This window comes from Actinomycetospora sp. NBRC 106375 (genome assembly GCF_030269665.1).
Lineage (GTDB): Bacteria > Actinomycetota > Actinomycetes > Mycobacteriales > Pseudonocardiaceae > Actinomycetospora.
The window spans coordinates 314,997-340,101 of the sequence record NZ_BSTS01000003.1 but is presented as its reverse complement, the minus strand read 5'-3'; the positions used below and the strand labels follow the sequence as shown (position 1 = coordinate 340,101).

General features: G+C 74.6%; 25 protein-coding genes and 1 pseudogene. 16 read left to right on the top strand and 10 right to left on the bottom strand.

Going from position 1 to position 25,105, the window contains the following annotated elements; genetic code table 11:
* Positions 1–8: 8 nt before the first annotated feature.
* Together QSK03_RS07415 and QSK03_RS07410 are read left to right on the top strand one after the other, a co-directional pair.
* The gene (locus QSK03_RS07415) at positions 9–674 is read left to right on the top strand and encodes a potassium channel family protein (RefSeq protein ID WP_285649904.1); all 666 of its coding nucleotides are present in this window, start codon (positions 9–11) and stop codon (positions 672–674) included.
* A 29-nt stretch (positions 675–703) separates the two neighbouring features.
* Positions 704–1,372, top strand: coding sequence for a potassium channel family protein (locus QSK03_RS07410; RefSeq protein ID WP_285649902.1), 669 nt, complete (start codon positions 704–706; stop codon positions 1,370–1,372).
* A gap of 44 nt (positions 1,373–1,416) precedes the next feature.
* Here QSK03_RS07410 and QSK03_RS07405 read toward each other — a convergent pair whose 3' ends face one another.
* From QSK03_RS07405 to dut, 4 genes are all read right to left on the bottom strand, one after another.
* Positions 1,417–2,217 carry a DUF3159 domain-containing protein gene (locus QSK03_RS07405; protein WP_285649900.1) on the bottom strand — a complete coding sequence of 267 codons (801 nt, stop codon included), beginning with the start codon at positions 2,215–2,217 and terminating at the stop codon, positions 1,417–1,419.
* A 149-nt stretch (positions 2,218–2,366) separates the two neighbouring features.
* Positions 2,367–2,741, bottom strand: coding sequence for an OB-fold nucleic acid binding domain-containing protein (locus QSK03_RS07400; protein ID WP_460384408.1), 375 nt, complete (start codon positions 2,739–2,741; stop codon positions 2,367–2,369).
* Between the two features lie 121 nt (positions 2,742–2,862).
* Complete coding sequence (locus QSK03_RS07395; RefSeq protein ID WP_285649896.1) at positions 2,863–3,591, bottom strand: DUF3710 domain-containing protein; 729 nt, start codon at positions 3,589–3,591, stop codon at positions 2,863–2,865.
* Positions 3,588–4,076: a dUTP diphosphatase gene (gene dut, locus QSK03_RS07390; RefSeq protein WP_285650087.1), complete on the bottom strand. Its 489-nt coding sequence runs from the start codon at positions 4,074–4,076 to the stop codon at positions 3,588–3,590. The genes QSK03_RS07395 and dut overlap by 4 nt, the downstream gene beginning before the upstream one ends.
* Before the next feature lie 28 nt (positions 4,077–4,104).
* On the opposite strand from dut, the gene QSK03_RS07385 reads away from it, so the two are divergent.
* Positions 4,105–4,611 carry a DUF3093 domain-containing protein gene (locus QSK03_RS07385; RefSeq protein WP_285649894.1) on the top strand — a complete coding sequence of 169 codons (507 nt, stop codon included), beginning with the start codon at positions 4,105–4,107 and terminating at the stop codon, positions 4,609–4,611.
* A gap of 3 nt (positions 4,612–4,614) precedes the next feature.
* On the opposite strand, the gene QSK03_RS07380 is transcribed toward QSK03_RS07385, so the two are convergent.
* A complete protein-coding gene (locus QSK03_RS07380; protein WP_116706156.1) occupies positions 4,615–4,917 on the bottom strand; it encodes a DUF4193 domain-containing protein in 303 nt (100 codons plus the stop codon).
* A gap of 316 nt (positions 4,918–5,233) precedes the next feature.
* On the opposite strand from QSK03_RS07380, the gene cei reads away from it, so the two are divergent.
* Complete coding sequence (gene cei / locus QSK03_RS07375; protein WP_285649890.1) at positions 5,234–5,890, top strand: envelope integrity protein Cei; 657 nt, start codon at positions 5,234–5,236, stop codon at positions 5,888–5,890.
* Here the strand turns inward: cei and QSK03_RS07370 are convergent.
* Positions 5,887–6,705: an inositol monophosphatase family protein gene (locus tag QSK03_RS07370; protein WP_285649888.1), complete on the bottom strand. Its 819-nt coding sequence runs from the start codon at positions 6,703–6,705 to the stop codon at positions 5,887–5,889. The two genes, cei and QSK03_RS07370, sit on opposite strands and share 4 nt — an antisense overlap.
* Positions 6,706–6,939: 234 nt before the next feature.
* On the opposite strand from QSK03_RS07370, the pseudogene QSK03_RS07365 reads away from it, so the two are divergent.
* The 6 genes and pseudogenes from QSK03_RS07365 to QSK03_RS07340 form a co-directional block, all read left to right on the top strand.
* Positions 6,940–8,385: pseudogene (locus QSK03_RS07365) on the top strand (RNA polymerase sigma factor); the annotation flags it as partial.
* A gap of 1,009 nt (positions 8,386–9,394) precedes the next feature.
* Positions 9,395–10,273 (top strand): LytR C-terminal domain-containing protein, encoded by an 879-nt coding sequence (locus QSK03_RS07360; protein ID WP_285649886.1) that lies wholly within the window; start codon positions 9,395–9,397, stop codon positions 10,271–10,273.
* 661 nt (positions 10,274–10,934) lie between these two features.
* On the top strand, positions 10,935–11,171 hold the full coding sequence (locus tag QSK03_RS07355; protein WP_285649884.1) for an FmdB family zinc ribbon protein: 237 nt from the start codon (positions 10,935–10,937) through the stop codon (positions 11,169–11,171).
* Between the two features lie 66 nt (positions 11,172–11,237).
* Positions 11,238–11,903: an AmiS/UreI family transporter gene (locus tag QSK03_RS07350; protein WP_285649882.1), complete on the top strand. Its 666-nt coding sequence runs from the start codon at positions 11,238–11,240 to the stop codon at positions 11,901–11,903.
* A 65-nt stretch (positions 11,904–11,968) separates the two neighbouring features.
* Positions 11,969–13,219 (top strand): formamidase, encoded by a 1,251-nt coding sequence (fmdA, locus tag QSK03_RS07345; protein WP_285649880.1) that lies wholly within the window; start codon positions 11,969–11,971, stop codon positions 13,217–13,219.
* 247 nt (positions 13,220–13,466) lie between these two features.
* A complete protein-coding gene (locus QSK03_RS07340) occupies positions 13,467–13,655 on the top strand; it encodes a hypothetical protein (RefSeq protein WP_285649878.1) in 189 nt (62 codons plus the stop codon).
* Between the two features lie 6 nt (positions 13,656–13,661).
* On the opposite strand, the gene QSK03_RS07335 is transcribed toward QSK03_RS07340, so the two are convergent.
* The gene (locus QSK03_RS07335) at positions 13,662–15,164 is read right to left on the bottom strand and encodes an ArnT family glycosyltransferase (protein WP_285649876.1); all 1,503 of its coding nucleotides are present in this window, start codon (positions 15,162–15,164) and stop codon (positions 13,662–13,664) included.
* Positions 15,165–15,181: 17 nt separating this feature from the next.
* A complete protein-coding gene (locus tag QSK03_RS07330; protein ID WP_285649874.1) occupies positions 15,182–17,419 on the bottom strand; it encodes a winged helix-turn-helix domain-containing protein in 2,238 nt (745 codons plus the stop codon).
* A gap of 147 nt (positions 17,420–17,566) precedes the next feature.
* On the opposite strand from QSK03_RS07330, the gene QSK03_RS07325 reads away from it, so the two are divergent.
* Genes QSK03_RS07325 through QSK03_RS07305 form a run of 5 tightly spaced genes read left to right on the top strand, consistent with a single transcriptional unit; the run spans position 17,567 to position 20,923 of the window.
* Positions 17,567–18,742: an Acg family FMN-binding oxidoreductase gene (locus QSK03_RS07325; RefSeq protein ID WP_285649872.1), complete on the top strand. Its 1,176-nt coding sequence runs from the start codon at positions 17,567–17,569 to the stop codon at positions 18,740–18,742.
* On the top strand, positions 18,739–19,392 hold the full coding sequence (locus QSK03_RS07320; RefSeq protein WP_285649871.1) for a hypothetical protein: 654 nt from the start codon (positions 18,739–18,741) through the stop codon (positions 19,390–19,392). The genes QSK03_RS07325 and QSK03_RS07320 overlap by 4 nt, the downstream gene beginning before the upstream one ends.
* Before the next feature lie 10 nt (positions 19,393–19,402).
* A complete protein-coding gene (gene gvpJ, locus QSK03_RS07315) occupies positions 19,403–19,765 on the top strand; it encodes a gas vesicle protein GvpJ (protein WP_285649869.1) in 363 nt (120 codons plus the stop codon).
* 35 nt (positions 19,766–19,800) lie between these two features.
* Positions 19,801–20,091 (top strand): hypothetical protein, encoded by a 291-nt coding sequence (locus QSK03_RS07310; RefSeq protein WP_285649867.1) that lies wholly within the window; start codon positions 19,801–19,803, stop codon positions 20,089–20,091.
* Positions 20,092–20,143: 52 nt separating this feature from the next.
* A complete protein-coding gene (locus QSK03_RS07305; protein WP_285649865.1) occupies positions 20,144–20,923 on the top strand; it encodes an inositol monophosphatase family protein in 780 nt (259 codons plus the stop codon).
* 82 nt (positions 20,924–21,005) lie between these two features.
* On the opposite strand, the gene QSK03_RS07300 is transcribed toward QSK03_RS07305, so the two are convergent.
* Complete coding sequence (locus QSK03_RS07300) at positions 21,006–22,367, bottom strand: type I glutamate--ammonia ligase (protein ID WP_285649864.1); 1,362 nt, start codon at positions 22,365–22,367, stop codon at positions 21,006–21,008.
* A 333-nt stretch (positions 22,368–22,700) separates the two neighbouring features.
* Here QSK03_RS07300 and QSK03_RS07295 point away from each other — a divergent pair, with 333 nt between their 5' ends.
* A complete protein-coding gene (locus QSK03_RS07295; RefSeq protein ID WP_285649860.1) occupies positions 22,701–22,895 on the top strand; it encodes a DUF7455 domain-containing protein in 195 nt (64 codons plus the stop codon).
* A gap of 403 nt (positions 22,896–23,298) precedes the next feature.
* Here the strand turns inward: QSK03_RS07295 and QSK03_RS07290 are convergent, their stop codons facing one another.
* Positions 23,299–25,065 carry a DEAD/DEAH box helicase gene (locus tag QSK03_RS07290; RefSeq protein ID WP_285649858.1) on the bottom strand — a complete coding sequence of 589 codons (1,767 nt, stop codon included), beginning with the start codon at positions 25,063–25,065 and terminating at the stop codon, positions 23,299–23,301.
* Positions 25,066–25,105: the final 40 nt, after the last annotated feature.

The window sequence follows — 25,105 nt, the reverse complement described above, 5'->3', positions numbered from 1 at the left end:
ATGACGCGGTGCACATCGTCGTGATGGGCTGCGGGCGCGTGGGGTCGTCCGTCTCGCTGGCCCTCGAGCGGCTCGGCCACGACGTGGCCGTCGTCGACCGCGACCCGCAGGCGTTCCGGCGTCTGGGCAGCGACTTCCACGGCCAGGAGGTCGTCGGCACCGGGTTCGACCGCGAGGTGCTCACCGCCGCCGGCATCCACCGCGCCGAGGCCTTCGCCGCGGTGTCCTCCGGCGACAACTCGAACATCATCGCCGCGCGGGTGGCCCGCGAGACCTTCGGCGTCGGCCAGGTCGTGGCCCGTATCTACGACGCCAAGCGCGCCGCGGTCTACGAGCGTCTCGGCATCCCCACGGTCGCAACCGTGCCCTGGACCACCGACCGGCTGCTGCGGATGCTGCTCCCCGACGGCGTCGCGACCGCTTGGCGCGACCCGTCGGGCACCGTCGCGATCATGCAGCTGCACTTCCACGAGGACTGGTCGGGGCGCCCCGTCACCGAGCTCGAGGAGGCCACCGGCAGCCGCGTGGCCTTCATCGTGCGGTTCGGCACCGGCCTGCTCACCACGGACGACACGGTGCTGCAGGCCGAGGACGTCGTGTACGCGGCCGCCGTCAGCGGCACGGTCGCCGCCGTGACCGCCGCCGCGGCGACGTCCCCGGAGAGGGCGGAGTAGGCGATGCGTGTGCCGGGGAGGGACGACCGATGCGTGTGACCGTGGCCGGAGCGGGAGCGGTGGGCCGCTCGATCGCCGCCGAGCTCGTCGAGGCCGACCACGAGGTCATGCTCATCGAGCGTGACCTCGCCCACGTCGAGCCGGAGGCGGTGCCGCAGGCGGAGTGGGTGCACGCCGACGCCTGCGAGCTCGCCTCGCTGGAGGAGGCGCGCCTGCAGGGCTGCGACGTCGTCATCGCGGCCACCGGCGACGACAAGGTCAACCTCGTCGTCTCGCTGCTCGCCAAGACCGAGTTCGCGGTGCGCCGCGTCGTCGCGCGCGTCAACGACCCGCGCAACGAGTGGCTGTTCACCGACGCCTGGGGCGTCGACGTCGCCGTCTCCACCCCGCGCATGCTCGCCGCGATGGTCGAGGAGGCCGTCTCCGTCGGCGACCTCGTCCGCCTGATGACGCTGCGCCAGGGCACGGCCAACCTCGTCGAGGTCACGCTGCCCGCCACCACGCCGCTGGCCGGGCGCGCGGTCCGCGAGCTGCCCCTGCCCCGCGAGGCCGCCCTCGTCGCCATCCTGCGCGGCGGGCGCGTCATCGTCCCGCAGGCCGACGACCCCCTCGAGCCGGGCGACGAGATGATGTTCGTCGCCGGCGAGGACGTCGAGGAGGAGATCCAGCGCGTCCTCTCGGGCGGGCCCGAGGACTGAGCTGTGGTGCGAGCTGTGTCGCAGCGAACGCCCTATCGGCGTGCTCAGCTGGACGTTCGCTGCTTCTCGGCGCGCGTTCGCCGCGTTGATCTCCGTCGCCCCGGCGCCGGCTCGCCGTGGGACGCCGCGCGGCTGCGCCGGATGGCCCACACCGTGACGAGGGCGGCGAGGGCCGCGAGCGGCACGCCCATGGCGATGCGCACCCAACCGAGCCAGGTGTCGGCGTACGCGGAGTCGTAGAGCCAGCGCTGGACCACGAACCGCGCACCGAACACGAGGACCCAGGCGAGCGACGCGAGGTCGAAGGCCCGGAGGACCCGCGGGTCCTGCCGCCAGGTCTGGCCCTCGCCGTTGACGAGGTGCCAGATCACCCCGACCAGCGGGCGCCGGGCGATCACCGACAGCAGGAAGACGCCGCCGTAGACCAGGCTCGTCCAGATGCCGAGCAGGAAGAACCCCTTGGCCTCGCCGGTGCGCCAGGCGACGAACGCGCACACCGCGACGCCGAGCAGGCCCGAGAGCGCGGGCTGCACGGCCTCGCCGCGGACCAGGCGCCACACGGCCACGGCGACCGCCGAGACCACGGCGGCGATGATCGAGGCGACGAGGTTGCCCGCGACGGCCTGGACCACGACGAACACGACCACCGGGACGCCGGAGGCGACGATCCCGGAGATCCCGCCCATCTGGTCGAGCAGCGTGGGCGCCTTCGTCGGGTCGGCGGCCTCCTCCTCGACGTCGGCCCGGTCGGGCTCGTCGAGCGCGTCGTCGGCGTCGTCCGCGGACGGCGTCGCGAGCACCTCGGTCGGCGGCTCGGTGGTCCGGGAGCCGCGCAGGCCGCGCACCGGTCCCGTGGGCGGGTCGGCGTCGGCAGGGGCGGCGTCGGGGGCCGCGGAGCGGGGGCGGTCGGGCCTCGGGTCGGCGCCGTGGTGGCCGCCGCTGCGCGTGTCGGGTCGGATGGCGGTCTCCCGGGGCGGCGTGTGCCCTGCTCGGCTCAGGGCGCCCGCTGCAGCTCGTAGTAGGGGTTGTAGATGACCTTGCGTCCGTCGCGGACGGCGACCCGCCCGCTCGCACGCACCGTACGACCCGGCTCGATGCCCGGGATCCGGCGGCGTCCCAACCACACGAGGGTGACGCCGTCGGTGCCGTCGAAGAGCTCCGCCTCGAGGGTGGCGACCGACCCGCGCGGGCAGATCTCCACCGAGCGGAGGCGGCCCTTGACGGTCACGGACTCGCCGGTGCTCGAGTCGCACGCCCGGTTGCACCCGGAGCGGACGGCCTCGGCGGACAGGTCGTCGGCGTCGAGGTCGCCGACGTCAGAGGTGAGGCGGCGGACCATGCGGCGCAGGAATCCGGTCTCGGCGGTCATCACAACGCTCCCGTGCGTCCCCGCGGCAGTGCGCCCGGACGGGCACCCTCGGCCGCGGATGACTGAAGGATAAACGGATCGTGCGCCATCGGTATGCCCGTCCCACACTCCGGAACGGGCGTCAGCTGCGACCCGGCGACGTCCCCGCGCCGTCGCGCTGGGGCAGCATCATCGGGATCACGGGCCCCTCCGGCCGGGTGATCTGGCGGGGCTTGGTCGGCATCGACTCGACGAGGGAGTCCGCGAACTCCGGCGGCACGTCCTCGGGCACCTCGAGCGGCAGCAGCGAGCGCACCGGCAGCGGGTCCGACGACCGCACGACCACGGTGCCGCGGATCATCTCCCGCAGCATCCCGTGCAGCTTGAGCGCGTGCTCGACCGGCCCGGTCCCGACCCCGCGCAGCATCCAGCGGGGGCCCTCGACGCCCACGACGCGCGCCACCGTGTTGCCGTTGCGGGCCACCAGCTCGCGGCCCCACTCGCCCCGGTCGCGACGGATCGTCGCGCCCTCGGACTGCAGCTGGGCGGCCAGCTCCTCGGCCAGCTCCGGCCACAGGCCCCCGGTGCGCGGCGCCGCGAAGGCGCTGACCGTCAGCCTGCCCTCGGGGATCATCGCGTGCACCGCCCGCAGCGGCCCTGACGGGTCGGGCTCCGCCTTGAGCCGCGCGCCGCGGGGCACCGGCAGCTGCACCGAGCCCAGGTCGAGGCGCAGCCGGCCGTCGCGCGGGGCGTCCTCGGCGTCCCAGGGGCCCTGCCGCTGGTGGTGACGCCGCCCCGCGGGGTCGGCGGCCGCCGAGACCTGCGCGACGCGCCCGGCGCGATGCCGGTGCCGCCCAACGCCCTCGCTCACCGCTGCTCTCCTTCCGTCCCTGCGCCGGCGACCCCGCTCGAACCGAAGCCGCCCGCCCCCCGTGCCGACGGCGCGACGGTGGCGAGCGTCTCGAGGTCGTCGACACCCTCGAGCACCCGGAACTCGGCCTGCTCCACCCGCTGGACCACCAGCTGCGCGACGCGGTCACCGCGCCGCACCGTGACGGTCCGGGCCGGGTCGTGGTTGACCAGGCACACCATGATCTCGCCCCGGTAGCCGGCGTCCACGGTGCCCGGTGAGTTCAGCAGCCCGACGCCCTCGCGCACCGCGAGCCCGGAGCGCGGCATGACGAACGCCGCGTAGCCCTCGGGCAGCACGAGCGCGATCCCCGTGCCCACGAGCGCGCGCTCCCCGGGGGCGAGGGTCACGTCGCGAGCCGCGGCCAGATCCGCGCCGGCGTCGCCGGGCCGGGCCCGGGACGGGAGCGGCAGCCCGGGGTCGAGGCGGACGACGTCAACCGGCACCACGGCGGGCGAGACTACTCTGGGTGTCGTGAGCTCCCCGCGGCCCTCACCGGGATCCGACGCCGGCTCGGGCACGAGCCCGGTCTCCGGCGGCGACCACGCCGAGCGCCTCGGCGTGCCGTGGTGGTGGTGGCCGCCGACGGTGCTGGTCGCCGTGCTGCTGGCCGCGGAGCTCCACATGGGGCACCCGGGCGTGCGCGCCTGGCTGCCCTACGTGCTGCTGATCCCGATCGCCGTGGCCCTGCTCGTGTGGATGGGCCGCGTGCGCGTCGCCGTGAGCGGCACCGGTGGGCAGCGGGAGCTGCGGGCCGGCCCGGCGCACCTGCCGGTGTCGATGATCGGTCGGGTCGACGCCGTCACGGGCGAGGACAAGCGCCTCGCCCTGGGCCCTCGGCTCGACCCGCAGGCCTTCGTGCTGCACCGGCCGTGGGTGGGTCCGGTCGTCCGGATCGAGGTCCTCGACCCGGACGACCCCACCCCGTACTGGGTCGTGTCAACCCGTCACCCGGAACGGCTGATCGCCGCCCTCAGATGAGGGTCACGCCGCACAATCGCGGCAGATGAACATGCCTCCACGCTGATCCGCGAGACGGCTGCGGTGGTGCACGAGGAAACAGCTCCCACACGTGAACTCGTCAGCCTGCTTCGGCAGCACACGGACCGTCAGTTCCTCGCCGGAGAGGTCGGCGCCGGGGAGCTCGAAGCTCTCGGCGGTGTCGGTCTCGTCGACGTCGACGGCGGCGGACTGCGCTTCGTTGCGGCGGGCCTTGAGCTCCTCGAGGGAGTCCTCGCCCATCTCGTCGGTCTCGTTGCGGCGCGGGGCGTCGTAGTCGGTCGCCATAGCGGTTCCCACCCTCGGTCTTGCCCGGTTTCCTGCCCGGTTCCATCTCGGTCGTGCGGCTCCACAACGCGGGACGGCGACCGTTTGTGCCGGGCCAGAAAGTGACCCGGATCTCATCTGGGAGGTCCCTCGGCACGGACGACGCGACGTCCGCGCGGCTGTGGAGCGGCGGGAGGGTAACCCATGGGAGCCCGTCCGGTCAGCCGACCCCCGGGGACGCGCCGCGGCGACGGAGGAGTCCGCCACGGCGCCGGCCACCACTACCCTGGTCCGCACCCGCGGGGACGGGTGCGGAGTCGGGGCGGGAGGACGTCGGTTGGTCGGCACGGTCAGGGCGGGCACGGAGAAGGTCCGCGACGTCTACCGGCGGCGCAACATGTGGCCCGCGACGGTGCTCGTGGCCGTGCTGGCCGTGGCGAGCATCGTCACCTGGACCATCGTGTTCACCAGCTCGACCGCCGGTTCGGTCACCAGCTGCAACACCTCGCCGGTGGCGGGCGCCGGCTCGCCGCAGCCGACGGACGCCCTCGACGACCAGCAGGCCGCCGCGCCCGGCGACGTCCGGGTGAAGGTGCTCAACGGCGCCGGCCAGCGCGGGCAGGCCCAGCTCGCGGCCGCCGAGCTGGGCGAGCTCGGGATCGCCGAGGCCGCCCCGCCCGACAACGACCCGCTCTACCCGTCGCAGGACCTCTCCTGCGTGGGCCAGATCCGCTACGGGCCCGACGGCGCGGGGGCCGCGCGCACGCTCAGCCTGGTCGTGCCCTGTGCCGAGCTGGTCTCGGACGGCCGCTCGGGCAGCGAGGTCGACATCGCGCTGGGCGACGACTTCCGCGACATCTCCCCCGGCCAGCCGGTCACCGAGGCCCTGCGCGCGCTCGCCCGGCAGACGGCCACCGACGGCTCGGGCAACCCCGCGAGCGTGCCCGACGACGCGGCCCTCACCGCGCTGCGCTCGGTGGACTGCAGCTCCTAGACCTCTCCTGCACCCTCGGCGACGAGCAGCTTCGTCAGCGGCCCGGCGAGCGCGGGGGCCGCGACGAGGGTCGCGTCCTCCCCCAGGCCCTCGGGGTCGGCGCCCGGCAGCCGCACCACCGCTCCGGCCTCCTCGGCGACGAGGCCGCCGGCGGCGACGTCCCACGCGTGCAGCCCGTGCTCGTAGAAGCCGTCGAGCCAGCCCGCGGCGACCGAGCAGAGGTCGAGCGACGCGCACCCCGTGCGGCGCACGTCGCCGATCCGCGTCGCGATCCGGGCCAGCAGCGCCGCCTGGCGGCCGCGCCGGGCCGGGTCGTAGTTCAGGCCGGTGCCGACGACGGCGAGGCCGAGATCGTCCTGCTCCGGGGCCCGCAGCGGCTCGTCGTCGCGGTGGGCGCCGTGCCCCCGCGCGGCTCGCCACACCCGCCCGGAGACGGGCTCGACGACGGCGCCGGCGACCACGACGCCGTCCACCTCGGCACCCAGCGACACCGAGAACCACGGCAGGCCGTGGGTGTAGTTGACGGTGCCGTCGATCGGGTCGACGACCCACCGCACCTGGCCGGGCGCCGGGGTGCCGCTCGCGCCGCCCTCCTCGCCGAGCACGAGGTCGCCCGGACGGGCCGCGGCGAGCCGCTCCCGGACCAGCGCCTCGCACGCCGTGTCGCCCTCGGTCACGACGTCGGTGGCCGAGCTCTTGGTGTCCAGGCGGTCGGGGCGCACGACACGGTCGCGCACCGCGAGGGCGAGCGCCGCGGTCTCGCGCGCGATCGCGACCGCCAGCTGCTCCAGAACGACCGGGTCGACGGGGTCCACCGGCGCATCCGACCACACGGAGATGTCCACACGACGACGCGCGGACGATCGCGCTCCGCAGCAGTCGGAATCGATCCCGGTACCCCGCCCGGGCCCGGTACCCACGGTGTCGTGACCGCGAGGTGCGACGGGGAGTGCTCACGCTCGTTACAATGAAGCGCGAGCCGAGGCGGGGCACCGGTCGAGACCGGCTCCCTCACGCGCCGGCCTCGCGTCCGGGCCGCCCGCCAGGGGGCCCGGGCTCGTCGATCCGAGCATCGCCGTGCAGCCGTTCGTCACGAAAGGTCGTCTGTGGCAGCCGCAAAGTCCGCAACCCGACGCCGCGCCGCTGACGCGGCCGACACCGACGCCACCACCACGGGCGGGCCGGTCGGTGTGGTGGCCGCTCCCGAGGACGCTCCGGCGCCGGCGAAGAAGGCGGCCGGCCGCTCGGCCAAGGGTGCCAAGAAGGCCCCCGCCAAGGGCGCGAAGAACGGCGGCGCGACGAAGACCGACGCCGACGCGCCCGAGGGCGCCGAGGAGATCGACGGCGCCGACGGACCCGAGGGTGCCGACCTCGAGGGCCTCGAGGGCGCCGAGCTCGAGGCCGCGGCCTCCGAGCTCACCGAGGACGTCGTCGTCCTGGGCGCCGAGGTGGTCGAGGCCGCCGAGGTCGAGACCGAGGAGCCCACGGAGGAGGACAAGAAGTCCGGCGACTTCGTCTGGGACGAGGAGGAGTCCGAGGCGCTGCGCCAGGCGCGCAAGGACGCCGAGCTCACCGCGTCCGCCGACTCGGTCCGCGCCTACCTCAAGCAGATCGGCAAGGTGGCGCTGCTCAACGCCGAGGAGGAGGTCGAGCTCGCCAAGCGCATCGAGGCCGGCCTCTACGCCTCCGAGCGGCTGCGCAAGGTCGCCGAGGCCCAGCAGGAGCTCGCGACGCAGATGCGGCGCGACCTGCGGTGGATCGTCCGTGACGGCGAGCGCGCCAAGTCCCACCTGCTCGAGGCGAACCTCCGCCTGGTCGTCTCGCTGGCCAAGCGCTACACCGGCCGCGGCATGGCGTTCCTGGACCTCATCCAGGAGGGCAACCTGGGCCTGATCCGTGCGGTCGAGAAGTTCGACTACACCAAGGGCTACAAGTTCTCGACCTACGCGACGTGGTGGATCCGCCAGGCCATCACCCGCGCGATGGCCGACCAGGCCCGCACCATCCGCATCCCGGTGCACATGGTCGAGGTCATCAACAAGCTCGGCCGCATCCAGCGCGAGCTGCTCCAGGACCTGGGCCGCGAGCCCACGCCGGAGGAGCTCGCCAAGGAGATGGACATCACCCCGGACAAGGTGCTGGAGATCCAGCAGTACGCCCGGGAGCCCATCTCGCTGGACCAGACGATCGGCGACGAGGGCGACTCCCAGCTCGGTGACTTCATCGAGGACTCGGAGGCGGTCGTCGCCGTCGACGCGGTCTCCTTCACGCTGCTGCAGGACCAGCTGCAGTCCGTCCTCGCGACGCTGTCCGAGCGCGAGGCGGGCGTCGTGCGCCTGCGCTTCGGCCTCACCGACGGCCAGCCGCGCACCCTCGACGAGATCGGCCAGGTCTACGGCGTGACGCGCGAGCGCATCCGCCAGATCGAGTCGAAGACGATGTCGAAGCTGCGCCACCCGTCGCGCTCGCAGGTCCTGCGCGACTACCTGGACTAGCTGCCCACCCGCGATCGACGGCCCCCGGAGCTGCGGCTCCGGGGGCCGTCGTCGTGTGGGCTTGGTGCGGTGCTCTCCAGATCGATCTCTTGGGAGTGTCAGGAGCGCGGTCGCCCGGCGCGCCGAGCCTTCGCCCTGAGGTCCGGGGTCGACCGTTGCGTCCGATTCAGTGTCGAGGACTGCCCGTCCGGCGCGTCGCCTCGGCGGAAGGTATCGATCGTGGTCTCATCCTCGCCCTAAACATCCGATCGAGTGAATGCAGGGCCCGAGGGCCCTGTAGTGGGTGGGGCCGGAGATGACAGGACCCGGGAACTTCGACGCGTCGAAGCTACGGATCGCGGGCATCGTCCTGATCGCTCTCGCCGGCGTGGCCGTCCTGGTGGGCGTGCTCGCGCTCGGGGGCGGGAGCTCGACGACACCTGTCGCGACACCGACCACCTCGCCCCCGGGCACGCCCGGCTCGACCTCCGCGACCGGCCCGCTCCCCGGCCCGTCCCCGGAGACCGTTCCGCCCGGCCCTGGGGTTCCTGGTGCCGAGCCGCCGGAGTCCGTCCCCGGCTCTCCCGGCGCCGTGCCGCCGGGAACGGGTCCCGGCGCGCCGGGTGTCGTGCCGCCCGGTGCGAGCCCCGTTCCCGGCGGCGCGCCGGCCGGCGCGCCCGGTGGCGTGCCCGGCGCTCCTGCGGGTGGCACTCCTGCGGGTGGCACTCCTGCCGGCGGCGCTCCCGCGGGCGGCACTCCTGCGGGTGGCACTCCTGCCGGCGGCACTCCTGCGGGCGGCGGGCCGGTCGTGGCCGCGCCGATCGTCCCGGGTGGCGCGACCGGCGGGGCAGTGGCCTCCGGCGGTGCGGTCACCCCCGGCGGAGCCCTCGCGCCCGGCGGCACAGTCGCGCCAGGCGGGGCAGCCGCGCCGGGCGGAGTGACCGCTGCTGGCGGACCGGCGCCTGCCGACGGATCTGTCCCTGCCGGCGGGGCAGTCGCCGCGGTCGCCCCCGGCGGCGCGATCGCGGCGGTGCCCGGCACAGCGGCGACCCCCGAACCCGGACTGACTTTCTATCCCCCCGCTTACAACAACGCCTTCGCCAAGGCGAATCCCTCGCCCCCTCTGCTCGGCAGAGCGATCAAGAACATACTTGAAGCGAACAATGAGCCGATCGACGAAGATGCTCCTCCTGATGAGGCGCTATGCTTTGCCGAGCCCACCTGCTTGCGAGGAGTCGTCGAACTCTTCGTCTTTGCCGATTTCGCCGTAAGCGATCAGCAAGAGGGCACGCCGGAGAGCGGCTGGCATGGCTGGACGCTTGGACAGGACCCGCAGCAACCCGGCATCGACCTTGGGCAGTTCCTGGCGACTCCTTCTACTGGCGTTCCGTGTGGTGCAAGGCCAGTCTTCTATTACGAGTCCGATGATGACTTCTTCAGATCACCAGGCGTTGCGGGGAGTCGAGAGCGCGAAGAACGCCTTCACGATGCACTGGCGTCGGTCGAAGTCTCCGACTCCACGCCAGGCCTCCTGCCCGCGTTCGACAGGGCACTTGAGCAACTAGAGACCGAGAGATCCACGGTCCGCGTGTACAACAACTCTCCAAGAACCGGTCTGGCCGACCGCGCGGCCGACCAACTGCGCGAGGCAGGTTGGAGCGTTGGCATGGTCGGCAACTACAACGCGATCGAAGTTCCTGAAAGCACGGTCTACTACCGCCCCAACACCGGCGAGGAGGGCGCTGCCCGAGCACTCGCGACCCGGTTCGGAGCTACGGCGTCGGAACGCTTCCCGGATATCTCGAACGCCTCGCCCGGTGTGATCGTCATCGCTGCGGAAGATTGGGACCAGAACGTCAACAGGTCACCAGCGCGGTCCTGCAGCCGCACCCGGCCGCCCAGTTCCTGAAACGGGAGGCCTCGCGTGAGACACATTGCGAGTCCTGTCGGCGACACGGCCACGGGATTCGGCTGCGGGCCCTGACGCAGGGAGCCCGTGCGTTCTCGTTGACGGCGGCGTGGACTTGATCGCAGATGCGAGCGGGAGTCCTGTCCTGGCTGGTGCTGATCAGGAGCACCTCTTGCACCTGGCCGGGCCAGGCAAGGTGGATGACGCGCCCGTGATCTTGACGGCGACCCGGGGCGAAGCTCCGCCCGGAGGCGAGGGGCACGTTCGGCAGGTCTCCGGGCCTGTCGATCATGCGCAAGGTGCCCCTCGCGACACGGGTGGGCACGTCCGCTCTCCGGAGCCACGGTTACTGGCTGGTATCGCTCGCCTGGCGAGCGATACCAGCCAGTAACCCTCAGCCCGGCCGTCGCCCTCCCCGGGAACCCCAGCGCGCGCACAGCGCCCGCCCGCGGCCCGAGCACCCCGCCGACGCCGCCCGCACCCCGCCGACCCCGCCCTGCCCCGAACAGTCCCCGCCACCCCCGCACTGACCCGAACAGCCCACGCCCCGCGCGCCGGCACGTCGGCCGTCCGGACCTGTCAGATTGCGCCTTGCCTCGCAGATGCCGCTCCTTGGAAACTATTTCCTACTCGCGCGGGATCGAGTGTCGAGGAGGACGCGATGGCGACGTACGCCTACCGCTGCCCCGCTTGCGGCACGTTCGACCAGACCCGTCCGATGGGTGAGGCCCCGGAGTGCGTGGCGTGTCCACGCTGCGCTGCGTCCTCGCCGCGACAGTGGACCGCTCCGCTGCTCGCGCAGATGAACCCCGCGCTGCGGTCGGCCCTCGCGCGGGAGGAAGCCAGCCGCGACGTCCCCGAGGTGGTCACGCGCGCCTCGGGCTCCGCGCGTCGCTGATCGGGCGAGCAGGCGGCCCGGCGCCGCCCCGTCGGTCGCCCGTGCCCGTCCCAGGGAGGACCCCCAGTGGTTGCCACCGGCCTGTTCTACGTCGGCGCGGTCCTGTTCGTGAACGGACTGCTGCTCCTCGGCTTCATCGACCCCAAGGCCGCGGGGGTCATGAACCTGTTCGTCGGCACGCTCCAGGTGGTCACCCCGACGTACGTGATCTTCACCGCGAACGGTGACGCGGCGACGATCCTCACGGGGTCGGGCCTGTACCTCTTCGGTTTCACCTATCTCTACGTCGGGATCGGCCTGCTCGCCGACCTCGACACCACCGGCGTCGGGTGGTTCTCGCTGTTCGTCGCCATCGCCGCGCTGGGCTACTCGTGGGCGAACTTCACGCTCGCGGGCGCCCCGTGGCTCGGCGTGATCTGGCTCTACTGGGCCGTGCTGTGGACGCTGTTCTGGCTCGTGCTCGGGCTCAAGCGGGAGTCGCTGACGCGCTACACCGGCTGGGTCACGCTCATCGAGGCCTGGGTGACCGCCGCGATCCCCGGCTTCCTGCTGCTCACCGGCCAGTGGCCGGCGACGGGCCTCACCGCCGTGGTGCTGGCTGCCATCGGCATCGTGATGTTCCTCGTCCTCCTGCCCACCCTCCGCGGGCCGCGCCGGCAGACCGCGACGGCGGGCGAGGGCGGCCCCGCCCCCGTCGAGACCCCGCCCGACCAGGCCTACACCCGCACCTGATCGCTTCCTCGTCCGCAGTCCCCGGTCGGCGACCGCCGACCCGTTCCTGGAGAAGGTGACCGACCGTGCCCGAGACCGTGTTCGAGGTGGACCAGTCCAAGTCCATGCGCGACCAGGCCGTGCCCGGCCACAACCGGTGGCACCCGGACATCCCGCTGGCCGCGATGGTCCGGCCCGGGAGCGAGTTCCGGGTGGACTGCCGGGAGTGGACCGACTCGCAGCTCGGCAACAACGACTCCGCCAACGACGTCCGCGACGTCGACCTCAGCCACGCGCACATGCTGTCCGGGCCGATCGGGGTGGAGGGCGCGGAGCCGGGCGACCTGCTCGTCGTCGACATCCTCGACCTCGGCCCGTGCCAGGCCCCGCAGGAGTTCGGGGACGCGCCCGGCCAGGGCTGGGGCTACACGGGCATCTTCGCGAAGGAGAACGGCGGCGGGTTCCTCACCGACACGTTCCCCGACGCGGCCAAGGCGATCTGGGACTTCCACGGCCAGGTCGCGACCTCGCGCCACCTGCCCGGCGTGCGCTACACCGGCATCACGCACCCCGGCCTGTTCGGCACGGCACCGTCGGCCGAGCTCCTCGAGCGGTGGAACCGCCGCGAGCGCGCGCTCATCGCGCGCGACCCGGACCGCGTGCCCCCGCTCGCGCTCCCGCCGCTGCCCGAGAGCACGCTCGCGGGCCAGGCCACCGGCTCGGTCGCCGAGGCCATCGCCCGGGACGGCGCCCGCACGGTGCCTGCCCGCGAGAACGGCGGGAACCACGACATCAAGAACTTCACCCGCGGCAGCCGGGTCTACTACCCGGTGCACGTCAAGGACGCGAAGCTCTCGGGCGGCGACCTGCACTTCAGCCAGGGCGACGGCGAGATCACGTTCTGCGGCGCGATCGAGATGGGCGGGTTCATCGACTTCGGCGTCGACCTCATCAAGGGCGGCATGGAGGCCTACGGCGTCACCACGAACCCGATCTTCATGCCGGGCAACGTGGAGCCGCGCTACTCGGAGTTCCTGACGTTCATCGGCATCTCGGTCGACGAGGACGACACCAACGAGTACCTCGACGCGACGCTGGCCTACCGGCGGGCGTGCCTCAACGCGGTCGAGTACCTCAAGAAGTTCGGCTACACCGGCGAGCAGGCGTACCTGCTGCTCGGCTCGGCGCCGATCGAGGGGCGGGTCAGCGGCGTCGTGGACATCCCGAACGCCTGCTGCTCGCTCTACCTGCCGACCGCCATCTTCGACTTCGACATCCGCCCGTCGGCGTCCGGTCCCGCGCGGGCCGACCGGGGCATGTCGGCGGTCACGAGCTGATCGGCGGACCCCCCGCGGCCGGGGTGGGCGGCGCGCCCCCGTCCACCCCGGGCCGTGAGGTCACGACCGGGACCCCGCCGCAGTTCCAGCAGGACGGCTCGGGGTCCTGGTCGCGGCCGGCGACATCGCACGACGGGCAGTGCCAATGACTGAGGATGAGAGACACGAGGAGACTCCGGAGGACGAGGACCCGCGGTCGCGTGAGTGGGTTCCCCCCGCACGGCACGTCGCCGCCGACCGCGCCTCGGTGCACAGTCTGTACACAGTTCATCACATCACGGAGGCACTGGCCGAGGCGGGCGAGCCCGACGAGCCCGTCGTGCTCGACCGGAAGGGCCCGCACCGGAGCATCGCGGGCCTCGAGCGCCTCCTCGACGAGGCGCTCGAGGAGGAGGAGGAGGAGACCCGGCGGGCCGACGAGGACGAGGGCTGCTGAGCCGGGTCAGGCCAGCCGGCGGATCCCGGGCCACAACGCCGCCCAGGTGTCCCGGCGGCCGGTGGCGATCCAGACCGGCGCGCCGCGTTCCTCGTTGTCGACCCCGACCGCGTTGTCGATCCGCCCGACCGGCCGCAGGTCGGTGAACCAGCGCCGCAGGGCGGCCTCCGGGTAGCCGACGGCCACCACGGTGGTCGCGGACTCCGGCGGCGGACCCCAGTCGGCGTAGCTGTTCTGGCCGCTGTAGGCCGGCGGGAGGTCGGGCACGCCGGGCCGGCCGCGCAGGACGTCGACCGCGCCCGCCTCGCCGTAGTTGCTGCCCAGCAGCACGGTGCGGGCGCGCTCCGCGGGCGGCACGAGCGCGTAGGCGCGGCCGACGGTGTCGAGGTACTCCGGCCACCCGACGGTCTCGGCCGGGATCGGCGAGACCGCGACCTGCGGGCTCCCGGGCAGCCACCGCGCCGGGACCAGGGGCAGCATGAGGACCGCGATCACCACCGCGTTGACGGTCAGGACGGTGCCGACGACGCGGGCACGGCCGCGGGCGGCGCGCATCCACGCGACGACGGGCACGGACCCGGCCGCGAGGAGCACCGGGTACAGGCCGGCGAGGTAGTAGTGCTTGCCGCCGGCGGCGAGCAGCAGGACGAACAGCAGCCCGTAGGCGACGGCGAACGCCCGGGCGGACACGACGGACGGGTCGCGCACCAGCCGCCACAGCCCCGCGACCCAGATCGGCACGAGGAACGGGCTGACCTCGATGAGCTGGAAGAGCGGGAACGTCCAGCGCGGCTCGCTGCCCCCGTTGCCGACCGTCGCGACCTGCTGCCCGAAAGCCAGCTGCGGCCAGCCGTGCGTGGCCTGCCATACCAGGTGCGGCGCCCACAGGGCGAGGGCGACCAGCGCCGCGAGGCCGAGCCACGGGTCGCGGAACACCCGGCGCGGGCCGACGGCGAGCACCCCGAGCGCCACGACGCCGAGGAACGCCGCGACGAGCGACTTGGTCAGCAGCCCGACCCCGGCGACGACGCCGACGGCGAGCCACACCCGGCCGCCGTCGCGCAGGGCGCGCACCAGCAGCCACGACAGGGTCGTCCAGACGAGCAGGTCGAGCGTGCTGGTGGAGAGCATGTGGCCGGTGGCGATCGGGAACGCGGCCCCGGCCGCGCACCCGGCGGCGACGGCCGCGGCGACGCGGTCGCCGCCGAGCTCCCGCGCCATCCGGCCCGTGATCACGACGCACAGGCCGAGGGCGAGCGCCGGCACGACCCGCAGTGCCGTCGGCGACACCCCGAACACCACGGCCTGCGCCGCCGCGAGCCACGGGACCAGCGGGGGGTTGTCGACGTAGCCGAGCGCGGGGTGGCGTCCGGAGACGAGGTAGTAGAACTCGTCGCGGTGGAAGCCGTAGCGCGCCGACACGGCGAGCAGGAGGACGGTCACCGCGAGCCCGATCAGCGCCGGCGCCGCCGCGAGCAGCCGCGCGCGTCGCGTCTCGACCTCGTCCACCCCGCCCCCGGACCGCCTCAGATGAGCCCGAGTGATCGTGCCACGGCCACCGCGTCGGGACGGGACGCGACGCCCAGCTTGCGGTAGAGGCTGCGCGTGTACGCCTTCACGGTGTTGATCGACAGGAAGAGCGCGTCGGCGATCTCCCGACGCGTCGCGGTGCCGGTCAGCGCCCGCAGGATCGAGAGCTCGCGGTCGGTGAGCGTCTCGGGCAGCGCACCCCGGTCGTGCGCGGACCGGGCCGCCTCCCGGCCGATCCGCTGCTCGGCGCGCACGAGCCGCTCCACCTCGTGGGGCAGCACCGGCTCCCCCTCGTCGACGACGTCGCGCGCGACGGCCAGCGCCCGCCGCGCCGCGGCACGGCGCCCGGCAGCCAGCTCGGCGTCGGCGAGGAACACCAGCCCGGCGACGTGCACGCTCGGCCGGGCGCCCGCCTCCGCCGCGGTGACCGCGCGGGCGAGCACCGCGCGGGCGGCGTCGATCTCGCCGCGGCGATAGGCGTGGCGGCCCTCCACGATCCGCACCGAGGCCGCGACGGGCGTCGAGGGCCCCCAGGCGCGCTCCACCGCGTCCGCGAGGGGACCCGCCTGCTGGACGAGCCGCTCCAGCTCCTCGTCCTGGTCGGTGTCCCCGAGGGCGAGACCGAGCACGCCCCCGAGCTGCAGCGACAGGTCCCGGGTCCAGGCGCCGGCGTTCCGCGTGCGCCACGCCTCGCGCAGCAGCGGGACGGCGTCGGCGAAGCGGGCGTCCCTGGCGTAGGCGCTGCCCAGCGCGGCGAGGGCGGGGGGCGAGGCCGTTTCCCCGCCGGCGGTCTCGCGCCGGACCGCCTCCTCGGCGAGCTCGACCGCCCGCCCCGGCTCCGCGTCCGAGGTCGCGATCATCGCCCGGCACATGAGGGCCGCGGCCCGCCCGTCGCGCCAGCCCGCGACGACGTCGGCGGGCGTGATCCGGGCGTCGCACACGTCGAGCCAGTGCCACGCGCGGTCGGGCCGTCCCGCGATCGCGGCGGCGTACGCGAGGCACAGCGCGAGCGTCGGTGACACGACCCCGACGGGCAGGCGGGCGCCGAGCCGCTCGTAGGAGGCCGCCACGCCGCGCTCGACGAACCACATCCACTCGGCGGTCATCAGCGCCGCCGCGCCCTCGGCGTCGCCGCCGAGGATGCGGTGCTCGGCGGCGTCGTCGAGCCGTCCCCGATCGGCGAACCACGCCGCGGCGCGACGGAGCACCTCGCCGTCGCCGGCACCCGCCTCGCGGCGCAGCGCGTCCTGCAGCAGGCCGTGACAGCGGTACCACTCGCGGTGCTCGTCGAGTCCGACGACGAACAGGTCCGCCCGGTCCAGCTCCTCGAGGACGTCCGCGGATCCCGTGCGGTCGAGGACGGCGTCGCAGAGGGAGCCGGACAGCCGGGCCAGGGGCGCCGTGGCCACGAGCAGGTCGCGCTGCGCCGGCGCCAGGTCGGGCAGGACCTCGGCGGCGAGGTAGTCGAGCGCGTGCCGGTGGTGGGCGGGCCGGCCGTCGCCGCCCCGCCCGCGCAGACCCAGCCCGCTGAGCTGGAGGCCGGCCGCCCAGCCCTCGGTGCGCTCCCAGAGCGTCCGCACCCCGTCCTCGTCGACGTCGGTGCCGGACACAGCCGCGACGAGGTGCGCCGCCTCGGCGACCGAGAACCGCAGCTCCGCGGCCCGCAGCTCGGTCAGCTCGCCCCCGGCCCGCAGCCGGGCGAGCGGCAGTGGGGGGTCGCGGCGGGCGGCGACGACGATCCGCAGCGACGGCGGCAGGTACCCGACGACGTACTCGAGGCCCTCGTGGATCCGGCGGTCGGCGAGCAGGTGGTAGTCGTCGAGCACCAGCACGTGGCGTCGGGTCGTCGCGGCCAGCTCGTTGAGGAGCACCGGGAGTGCGTGGTCGACCGGCGCGGCTCCCGGCGTCCGCAGCGCCTCCAGCGCCTCGGCGCCGAGACCGTCCGCGGCCTCCCCCAGCGCGGTGAGGACGTAGCTCCAGAACCGCGCCGGCTCGTCGTCGCCCTCGTCCAGCGACACCCACGCCACGACGACGTCCGCTCCCGGTGCCGACGCCCACCCGCTGAGCAGGCTCGTCTTGCCCCAGCCCGCCGGGGCGGCGACGAGCGTCAGCCGGGTGTCGGCGTCCCGGAGGCGTTCCTCGAGCCGTGCGCGGCGCACGGCGCCCGCCCGGACCGGCGGGATCACCCGCTTCACGGTGAGCAGCGGGCTGCGCGAGGGGACATCGGTGGTCATGGCCGCTCCGTGCGCCGGCGATCGGCCGAGGAGTCTGCCACCTCCACGGCACCCCGGGTGCACCTCGTCGCGGGGTGGTGCGGCACTGCCCGTACCCCCGGCACGCTCGATCCACCCGACCGACCCGGCCCCGGGAGGACCGCCGTGGTGACGACCGAACCGGCGCCGCCGGCACCGCCGGGCGTGAGCCGGCGACACGTGCTGCGTGGCCTGGGCGCCGCGACGGGGGTCGCCGCCGTGGCCGCGACGGGCCTGCTGAGCTACCGCGCCTACGACGCCGCCGTGCTCGACCCCGGGGGCGGCGACGCGCACGCGCCGTGGCGGGACTGGCGCGCCGTCCCCGGCCCGCTCGGCGCCGTCGGCGCGGCCGTCCTCGCCGCGAGCCCCCACAACACCCAGCCGTGGCGGTTCGCGGTCGCCGACGACGCGATCGACGTGCTCGCCGACCCCACCCGCGGCACCGGATCGGTCGACCCGTTCTCCCGCGAGCGCGACGTGGGGCTGGGGTGCGCGCTGGAGAACCTCGTCCTCGCGTGCCCACCGCGCGGCCTGTCCCCCACGGTGACGCTGCTGCCCGGCGGCGACCCGGTCGCCCGGGTGGCCCTCACGCCGGGCCCGGCCGTCACGCACCCCCTGTACGACGTCATCGACCGCCGGCACACCGACCGCGGCCCGTTCCGGGCGACGCCCCTGGCCCCGGCGACCCTCGAGGCGCTCTCGGGTGCCGACCCGGCCGTCCACTGGGTGGTGGACACGGCGGCACGGGCCGCGCTCGGCCGGCTGCTCGTCGACGCGGCCGAGGCGCTCGTCGCGGACACGGAACAGTCGGTCGACAACTTCGCGTGGTTCCGCGCGACGCACGACGACGAGGAGCGCCACCGCGACGGGCTCGTGCTCGACGGGCAGGGCTTCGGTCCCCTCCAGCTCGGCGCCGCGAAGCTGCTGCCGCCCTCGTCACGCGCCGAGGGCGACCGGTTCTGGGTCGACCGGACCCGCGACGTGCACGTCGCGACGGCCGCCGCCTACGGGGTGGTCACGACGCCCGCGGACACCGACGACCGCGCGGCCCACCTCGAGGCCGGGCGCCTGCTGCAGCGCGTGCACCTGCGCGCCACGTCCCTCGGGATCGCGCTGCACCCGATGAACCAGATCACCGAGCGGCTCGACCGGGAGGCGACGACGGGTACGGCCTCCGACCTCGGTCCGCGCCTCGCCGCCCTGCTGCCGGCCGGCACACGTCCACTGCTCGTCTTCCGCGTGGGCGTGCCCGTCCGACCCGCCCGACCGACCCCGCGGCGGCCCGTCGCGGCGGTGGTCGCGTGAGACGGGCGTGGGCGGCCCGTCTGGGGACCGCGGGTGCGCTCCTGCTGGCCGTCGCCGGCGTCGTGCAGGTGGCGTTCGGTCGCGCCGTCCCGGCGTGGACCGGCGCCAAGGCGGCACCCGTCCCGCTCGGGCTGCTCACGGTCGCGCTCGCGGCCCTCGCGATGCTGGCCGCCGGCCGGGCGCGGCGTCCCGACGACCCGCCCGGGCTGCGGGCGGCCGTCGCACTCGGCCTCGCCGGGCCCGGGCTGCTGTGCCTGAGCACCGTCGGGGTCCTGGCGTGGCTGCCCGCGGCCCTGCTCGTCGCCGCGGGCGCCCTCGTCGTCGCCGACGGCGGGCGCGCGCTGGTCACCGCCGTCGCGGCGCACCGGTACCGGGTCCTGCTGGGGGCGCTCGGGTGCTGCCAGTGGCTGATGGCCGCCGCCGCGGCGCCGGTGCCCACCGTCGCCGCCGTCGTGGGCGGCGCCGCCCTGCTGACCGCCGCCTGCCTGCCGCACCCGGGCCCCGCCGTCCTGACCGGGCTCGTCGCGCTCGGCGTCGTGCCCCTCGCGGTCGTCGGCTGGGCCGGGATCGTCCCGCTGGTCGTCGCCGTGGCGGCCGTTCCGCTCGCGGCGGCCATCCGGCCGATGGTCGTCACCGGGGGGCGTTCCTAGACTCCTCGCCGTGACCGTCAGCCGCTCCCCGCAGGGTGGTCTCGCCGAGGTCCTGGACCTGATCCTCGACAAGGGCCTGGTCATCGACGTGTTCGCGAAGGTCTCGCTGGTCGGTATCGAGATCCTCACGATCGACGCGCGGATCGTGGTCGCCAGCGTCGACACCTACCTGCGCTTCGCCGAGGCCACCAACCGCCTCGACCTGCACGAGAAGGGCGGCGCCGGGCTCACCGAGCTGCCGGGCCAGCTGACCGAGAAGACGATGCACGGCGGCGCGAAGGGCATCACCAAGGGCGTGCTCGACGCCACCCACGAGACGTGGCAGGAGATCCGCGAGGAGCGCCGCGAGAAGAAGCGCAGGCGGCGCGGGTAGCGATCACCGTCGCGGCGCCTGCCATGCTGGCGCCCGTGCAGCCCGACCCCACCGCCCCCGCCGACGGAGCTCCCGACGCCGCCGAGGTCCACCGCCGATCGGTGGCCCTGATCCAGGGCATGGACTCCGGCGACCTCGACGCCGTCGGCACGCTGCTCGGCGAGCTCGGCGGTCCGGAGGAGTTCGCCGCGCAGGTCGTCAGCCTCGCGAGCCTCGCGCGGCTGCTGCTCGACCAGCGCGAGGACACCGCGCCGGGCTTCGACGAGGCCCGCGCCGCCGTGCTGCACGAGCTGGCGGGTGTGCTGGCCGCCGCGGAGATCCGCTGACGCCGACCCCACCCGCCCGGAGGGGTCGCGGGGCGTCGGGCAGGATCGGGGGGTGAGTGCCGCGAGGGAAGTGTCCGCCGAAGAACCCTCCGTCGCCGAGGACGCGGCGCTGTCCCGCGAGCTCGCCGACGCGACCGGCGCGCTGCTCCTCGAGCTCCGCGACGACACCGGCCCCGGCCGCGACCGCGAGTACCGCGGCGACGCCGAGGCCCACGAGTTCCTCGTCCGTGCGCTGCAGCGCCACCGACCCGCCGACGCCGTGCTCTCCGAGGAGGGCACCCAGGACCCGGCACCGCGGCGCGGGGCGCACCGGCTGTGGATCGTCGACCCCCTCGACGGCTCGAGCGGCTACGGGCGGGGCGGGGACGAGTGGGGCGTGCACGTCGCGCTCGTCGTCGACGGGGCCCTCGTCGCCGGGGCCGTGGCGCTGCCCGCCCGCGGCGAGCTGGCCGACTCGGCCACCGTCGCCCCGGTCGCGGACACGCCGGTCGACCCCGAGCGCGGGCTCACGGTCACCGTCAGCCGCTCGCGCCCGCCGGTGGAGCTCCGGCGCCTCGCCGCCGTCTACCCCGTCCGCACGGTCGGGCTCTCCGCGGCGGGGGTGAAGACGCTCGAGGTCGTCGACGGGCGCGTCGACGCCTACCTGCACTCGGGCGGGCAGTACGAGTGGGACAACGCCGCGCCCGCCGCCGTCGCCGAGGGCGCCGGGCTGCGCGTCACCCGCCTCGACGGCACGCCGCTGCCCTTCGGCGCCGACGACCCCTACTCGCCCGACCTGCTGATCGCCCGCCCCTCGGCGCACGACGCGATCCTGGACGTCCTGCTGGGCTGACGGGTCCGGGGTGTTCGAGGAATGCGGCTTTCCTGGCGTGTGACGCCAGGATCGCCACATCCTCGCTCGCGCGACACGCCGGTCAGTACCGCCAGCGCCAGGCCGCGAGGACGTCCTCGGTGTCCCGCTCCGCCGCCCACGTCGCATCCGCGCGGCGCACGGCGAGGAAGGCGCCGAGGCGCTCGGGCCCCAGGGCGTCGGTGATCCGGGGGCACGCGAGGAGCGCCGCCTCCTGGCCGGCCTGGGTGGTGGGCAGCGCCTCCACGCCCGCCGCGGCGCGCGCCGCCTCGTCCCAGGTGCCCGGGTCCTCGCCGATCGGCGCGGGGGGCCGGAGGCCCTCCTCGACACCGGCGACACCGCACGTGAGCAGCGCGGTGAGGGCCAGGTAGGGGTTGGCGGACGCGTCGGACACCTTGAGCTCGACGTTCGCGTGATCGGCCCCGAGCATCTCCGAGCCCAGGACGTAGCGCAGCGGGGCCTCGCGGTTCTCGACGCCCCAGAACCCGTAGGCGCCCGCGAAGAACCCCGGCCGCAGCCGGGCCGTGGACCCGACCGAGGGCGCGGTGACCGCGGCCAGGGCGGGCAGGTCGCGCAGCAGCCCGGCGACGTACCCGCCGCCCGCCGTGCCGGGTCCCTCGGGGCCGCCGGCGAGGAGGTTGACGCCGTCGCGCCACAGCGAGGTGTGCACGTGCCACCCGTTGCCCGCGACCTGCAGCGACGGCAGCGGCGCGAAGCTGATGCGCAGGCCGTGGCGCGCGGCGGCGGCCAGGACGGTCTGCCGCGCGAGGAGCTGGTCGTCGGCGGCCCGCACGGGGTCGGCGGCACCGAGGGAGATCTCGACCTGCCCGGGCCCGTACTCGAGGTGGAGCTGGCCGATCCGCAGCCCGTTGGCCTCGGCGTCACGCAGCAGGTCGGTGGCGAAGGCGTCGATCTCGAGCAGGCCGTGCGGGCTGTACGCGGGACCGCCGTAGGCGGGCACGAGCCCGCCGTCGGGAGTCGGCGCGGAGACCACGAACTCCATCTCGTAGCCCACGAGCGCGGTGTAGCCGCGGTCGGCGAGCGCGTCGACGGTGCCGGTCAGCAGCGAGCGCTGGTCCCACGCCCACGGCGTGCCGTCGACGGCGACCTGGGTGCCCGGCGCCCACGCGAGGCCGGGCTGGCCCGCCAGCGGGGTGACGCGGTCGAGGTCGGGGACGAGGCGCACGTCGCCCGAGGGCGTCTCCCGTCCGGGCGCGCCGTACTGGATGCCGTCGTTCGTGTCGAAGATCGCGAAGACGGTGCTGACGCCGATCCCCGTCCCGGCCACCTGCGGCAACGACGCCACCGGCACCGTCCGCGATCTCGGGATGCCGTTGTTGTCGGCCCAGACCACCGTCACGCCGGCCACACCGGCGCTCCGCAGTTCCTCGACGAGCCCCGCCGCCCGCTCCGCCGTGTCGCCCATGGCCGCCTCCGCTCCACCCGTCGGCATGGTGGCGCACAGGCTAGTGGGCGACGGTCACATCGCCGCCGTGACCGCGCGGGGCGTGCCGCGCCCATCACGGCGGGTCCCGGCGCCCGGACCGCTCGTCGCTCGAGATCGACTCCCGATCGGGTGGTCCTCGCCGTACCCAGAAACGACCGGTCCCTCACCTCCGATGAGCGGTTCGTGACGGACGACAAAGCACCGCGTGAACACGAGCGGTCGCGGTCAGCGTCTGACACAGTGGAGGGGCGACGGTCGCACGACCGGAGCTCGCGGGCTCGGACACTTCGTCCAGGGCCTCGACGGAGGGAGATGACGATGCCCGGCACCCTGACCCGGCCAGAACTCACCGCCTCGGACCGCTGCGATCGCTGCGGTGCAGCGGCGAAGGTGCGCGCCGTACTGCCCTCCGGTGGAGAACTCCTCTTCTGCGGGCACCACGCCCGGGCCCACGAGGCCAAGTTGAAGGAGCTGTCGGTGGACATGCAGGCCGGAGAGACCGCATGACAGCCGTCTGACCAGCGAGTTCTGAGAGCACGACCCACAAGCTGAGATCGAGTCCACGACGGGCGAGGACCCCAGGGTCCTCGCCCGTCGTCGTGCGCGGGGTGATCACGTGTCGATCACCGGGCCGGGCGCCGAGATCACGCGTGTCCAGACACCGCCGCCGCGAGAGGATCTCGCCGTGCCGAGCGGTGATCGTCGGCGATGAGGCGCCCTCTGAGACCCCTACTGCGTTCGGCGGCCAGGCCGTTCGCCTCCGGACGAGCGCCGGCGATCACCCCCATCGTGACGCTCTGGTGAACACCGTGACGCCGCCATGTCCGAGCGCGACGGCGGCGACAGGCGTCGACCAGCACCGTGTGTGATGTGCACCACACGTCACCGATCGAGCACCGTGCGTCAGTGATCAGCGCCAGGACCGCAGGGTGGCGATCCGCTCCTCGATCTGCTCGATCGTCGCCATCGGCGTCGCCGGCCCACCGCAGTGCTTGCGGAGATCACCGTGGATCTGGCCATGCGGCTTGTTGGTGCGGTGGTGGTGCGCGGCGACGAGAGCGTTGAGCTCGCGCCGCAGATCCTTGAGCCGCTCGGCCACACCCACGTCGCGGCGGAACTCGCGCGCCGGCGCCGGCTGCTCGGCCGTCGTCACCGCCGCCGGCGTCTCGTCCGGCGCGGCCTGCTGGTCGAGCTGCTCGCTCTGGCGGCGGCGCAACAGCGCGCGGACCTGGTCGGGCTCGAGGAGCCCGGGCAGGCCCAGGTAGTCCTGCTCCTCGGCCGACCCCGTGCCGACGGCCGTGCCGAACGAGGACCCGTCGTAGATCAGCTGGTCGAGCTCCGCCTCGGCCGAGAGCGACTCGAACGCCTTCTCCTGCTCACCGGGCTCGTCCTCGGTGCGGTTGGCCGCCTCGACGAGGTCGTCGTCCCAGCCCTCCTTCGGGCGGTGGGGCTCGCCGAGGACGTGGTCGCGCTGCACCTCGAGCTCGCTCGCCAGCGTCAGCAGCGAGGGCACGCTCGGCAGGAACACGCTGGCCGTCTCGCCGGGGCGCCGCGACCGGACGAAACGCCCGACGGCCTGCGCGAAGAAGAGCGGCGTCGAGGCGCTGGTCGCGTAGACGCCGACGGCCAGGCGCGGGACGTCGACGCCCTCGGAGACCATGCGCACGGCGACGAGCCACCGGTCGTTCGAGCGCGCGAACTCCGCGATCCGCCCCGACGCCTTGGGGTCGTCCGAGAGCACGACCACAGGCTCCTCACCGCCGATGCGGCGCAGGAGCGTGGCGTAGGCCTTGGCGGTGGTGTGGTCGGTGGCGATCACGAGGCCGCCGGCGTCGGGCACGCCACTGGACCGCAGCTGGGTGAGGCGCGTGTCCGCGGCCTGCAGCACCGCCGGCATCCACTCGCCTTTGGGGTCGAGCGCGGTCTTCCAGGCGCGGGCGTTCTGCTCGGCGGTCAGGGGCTCGCCGAGGCGGGCGGTCATCTCCTCGCCGGCGCTCGTGCGCCAGCTGGCCTGGCCCGAGTAGGCGAGGAAGACGACCGGGCGGACCACCCCGTCCGCCAGCGCGTCGGCGTAGCCGTAGGAGTGGTCGGGCCGGGAGCGCAGCACACCGGCGGCGTCGGGCTCGTAGGTGATGAACGGGATCGGGCTGTCGTCGGACCGGAACGGCGTGCCCGTCAGCGCGAGGCGGCGTGTCGCGCCGGCGAAGGCCTCGCGCGTCGCCTCGCCCCACGACTTGGCGTCGCCCGCGTGGTGGATCTCGTCGAAGATCACGAGGGTCCGGCGGCCCTCGGTGCGGTTCATGTGCAGCACGGGGTGCGCGGCCACCTGCGCGTACGTCACCGCGACCCCGCGGAAGTCGGTGGAGGTCCGGCCGACGCTGTTGGAGAACTCCGGGTCGATCGCCAGGCCGGCGTGGCGGGCCGCCTCCGCCCACTGGTGCTTGAGGTGCTCGGTGGGGCACACGATCGTCACGGTGTCGACCGTGCGGTCGCCCAGGAGCTCGGACGCTGCGCGCAGCGCGAACGTCGTCTTGCCGGCGCCGGGCGTCGCGACCGCGAGGAAGTCGCGGGGACGGTCGGTGAGGTAGCGGGTGAGCGCGCGCCGCTGCCACTGGCGCAGCGGACGTGCTCCCGAGGGATCGGTACTGGTCGGGCTACCGGTCGCGCGGGTGGTCAACGGCCCTCCGGGGCGGACGTCGGACAGGGGAGCTACCCGG

Bases quoted from the DNA above. Each gene is read 5' to 3' on its own strand.
- QSK03_RS07380 (WP_116706156.1), bottom strand. From the start codon at position 4,917: ATGGCGACCGACTACGACGCCCCGCGCCGCAACGAGACCGACGAGATG.
- QSK03_RS07330 (WP_285649874.1), bottom strand. From the start codon at position 17,419: ATGACCACCGATGTCCCCTCGCGCAGCCCGCTGCTCACCGTGAAGCGG.
- QSK03_RS07295 (WP_285649860.1), top strand. From the start codon at position 22,701: ATGACGATGCCCGGCACCCTGACCCGGCCAGAACTCACCGCCTCGGAC.
- QSK03_RS07300 (WP_285649864.1), bottom strand. From the start codon at position 22,367: ATGGGCGACACGGCGGAGCGGGCGGCGGGGCTCGTCGAGGAACTGCGG.
- QSK03_RS07400 (WP_460384408.1), bottom strand. From the start codon at position 2,741: ATGACCGCCGAGACCGGATTCCTGCGCCGCATGGTCCGCCGCCTCACC.
- QSK03_RS07410 (WP_285649902.1), top strand. From the start codon at position 704: ATGCGTGTGACCGTGGCCGGAGCGGGAGCGGTGGGCCGCTCGATCGCC.
- QSK03_RS07355 (WP_285649884.1), top strand. From the start codon at position 10,935: ATGGCGACGTACGCCTACCGCTGCCCCGCTTGCGGCACGTTCGACCAG.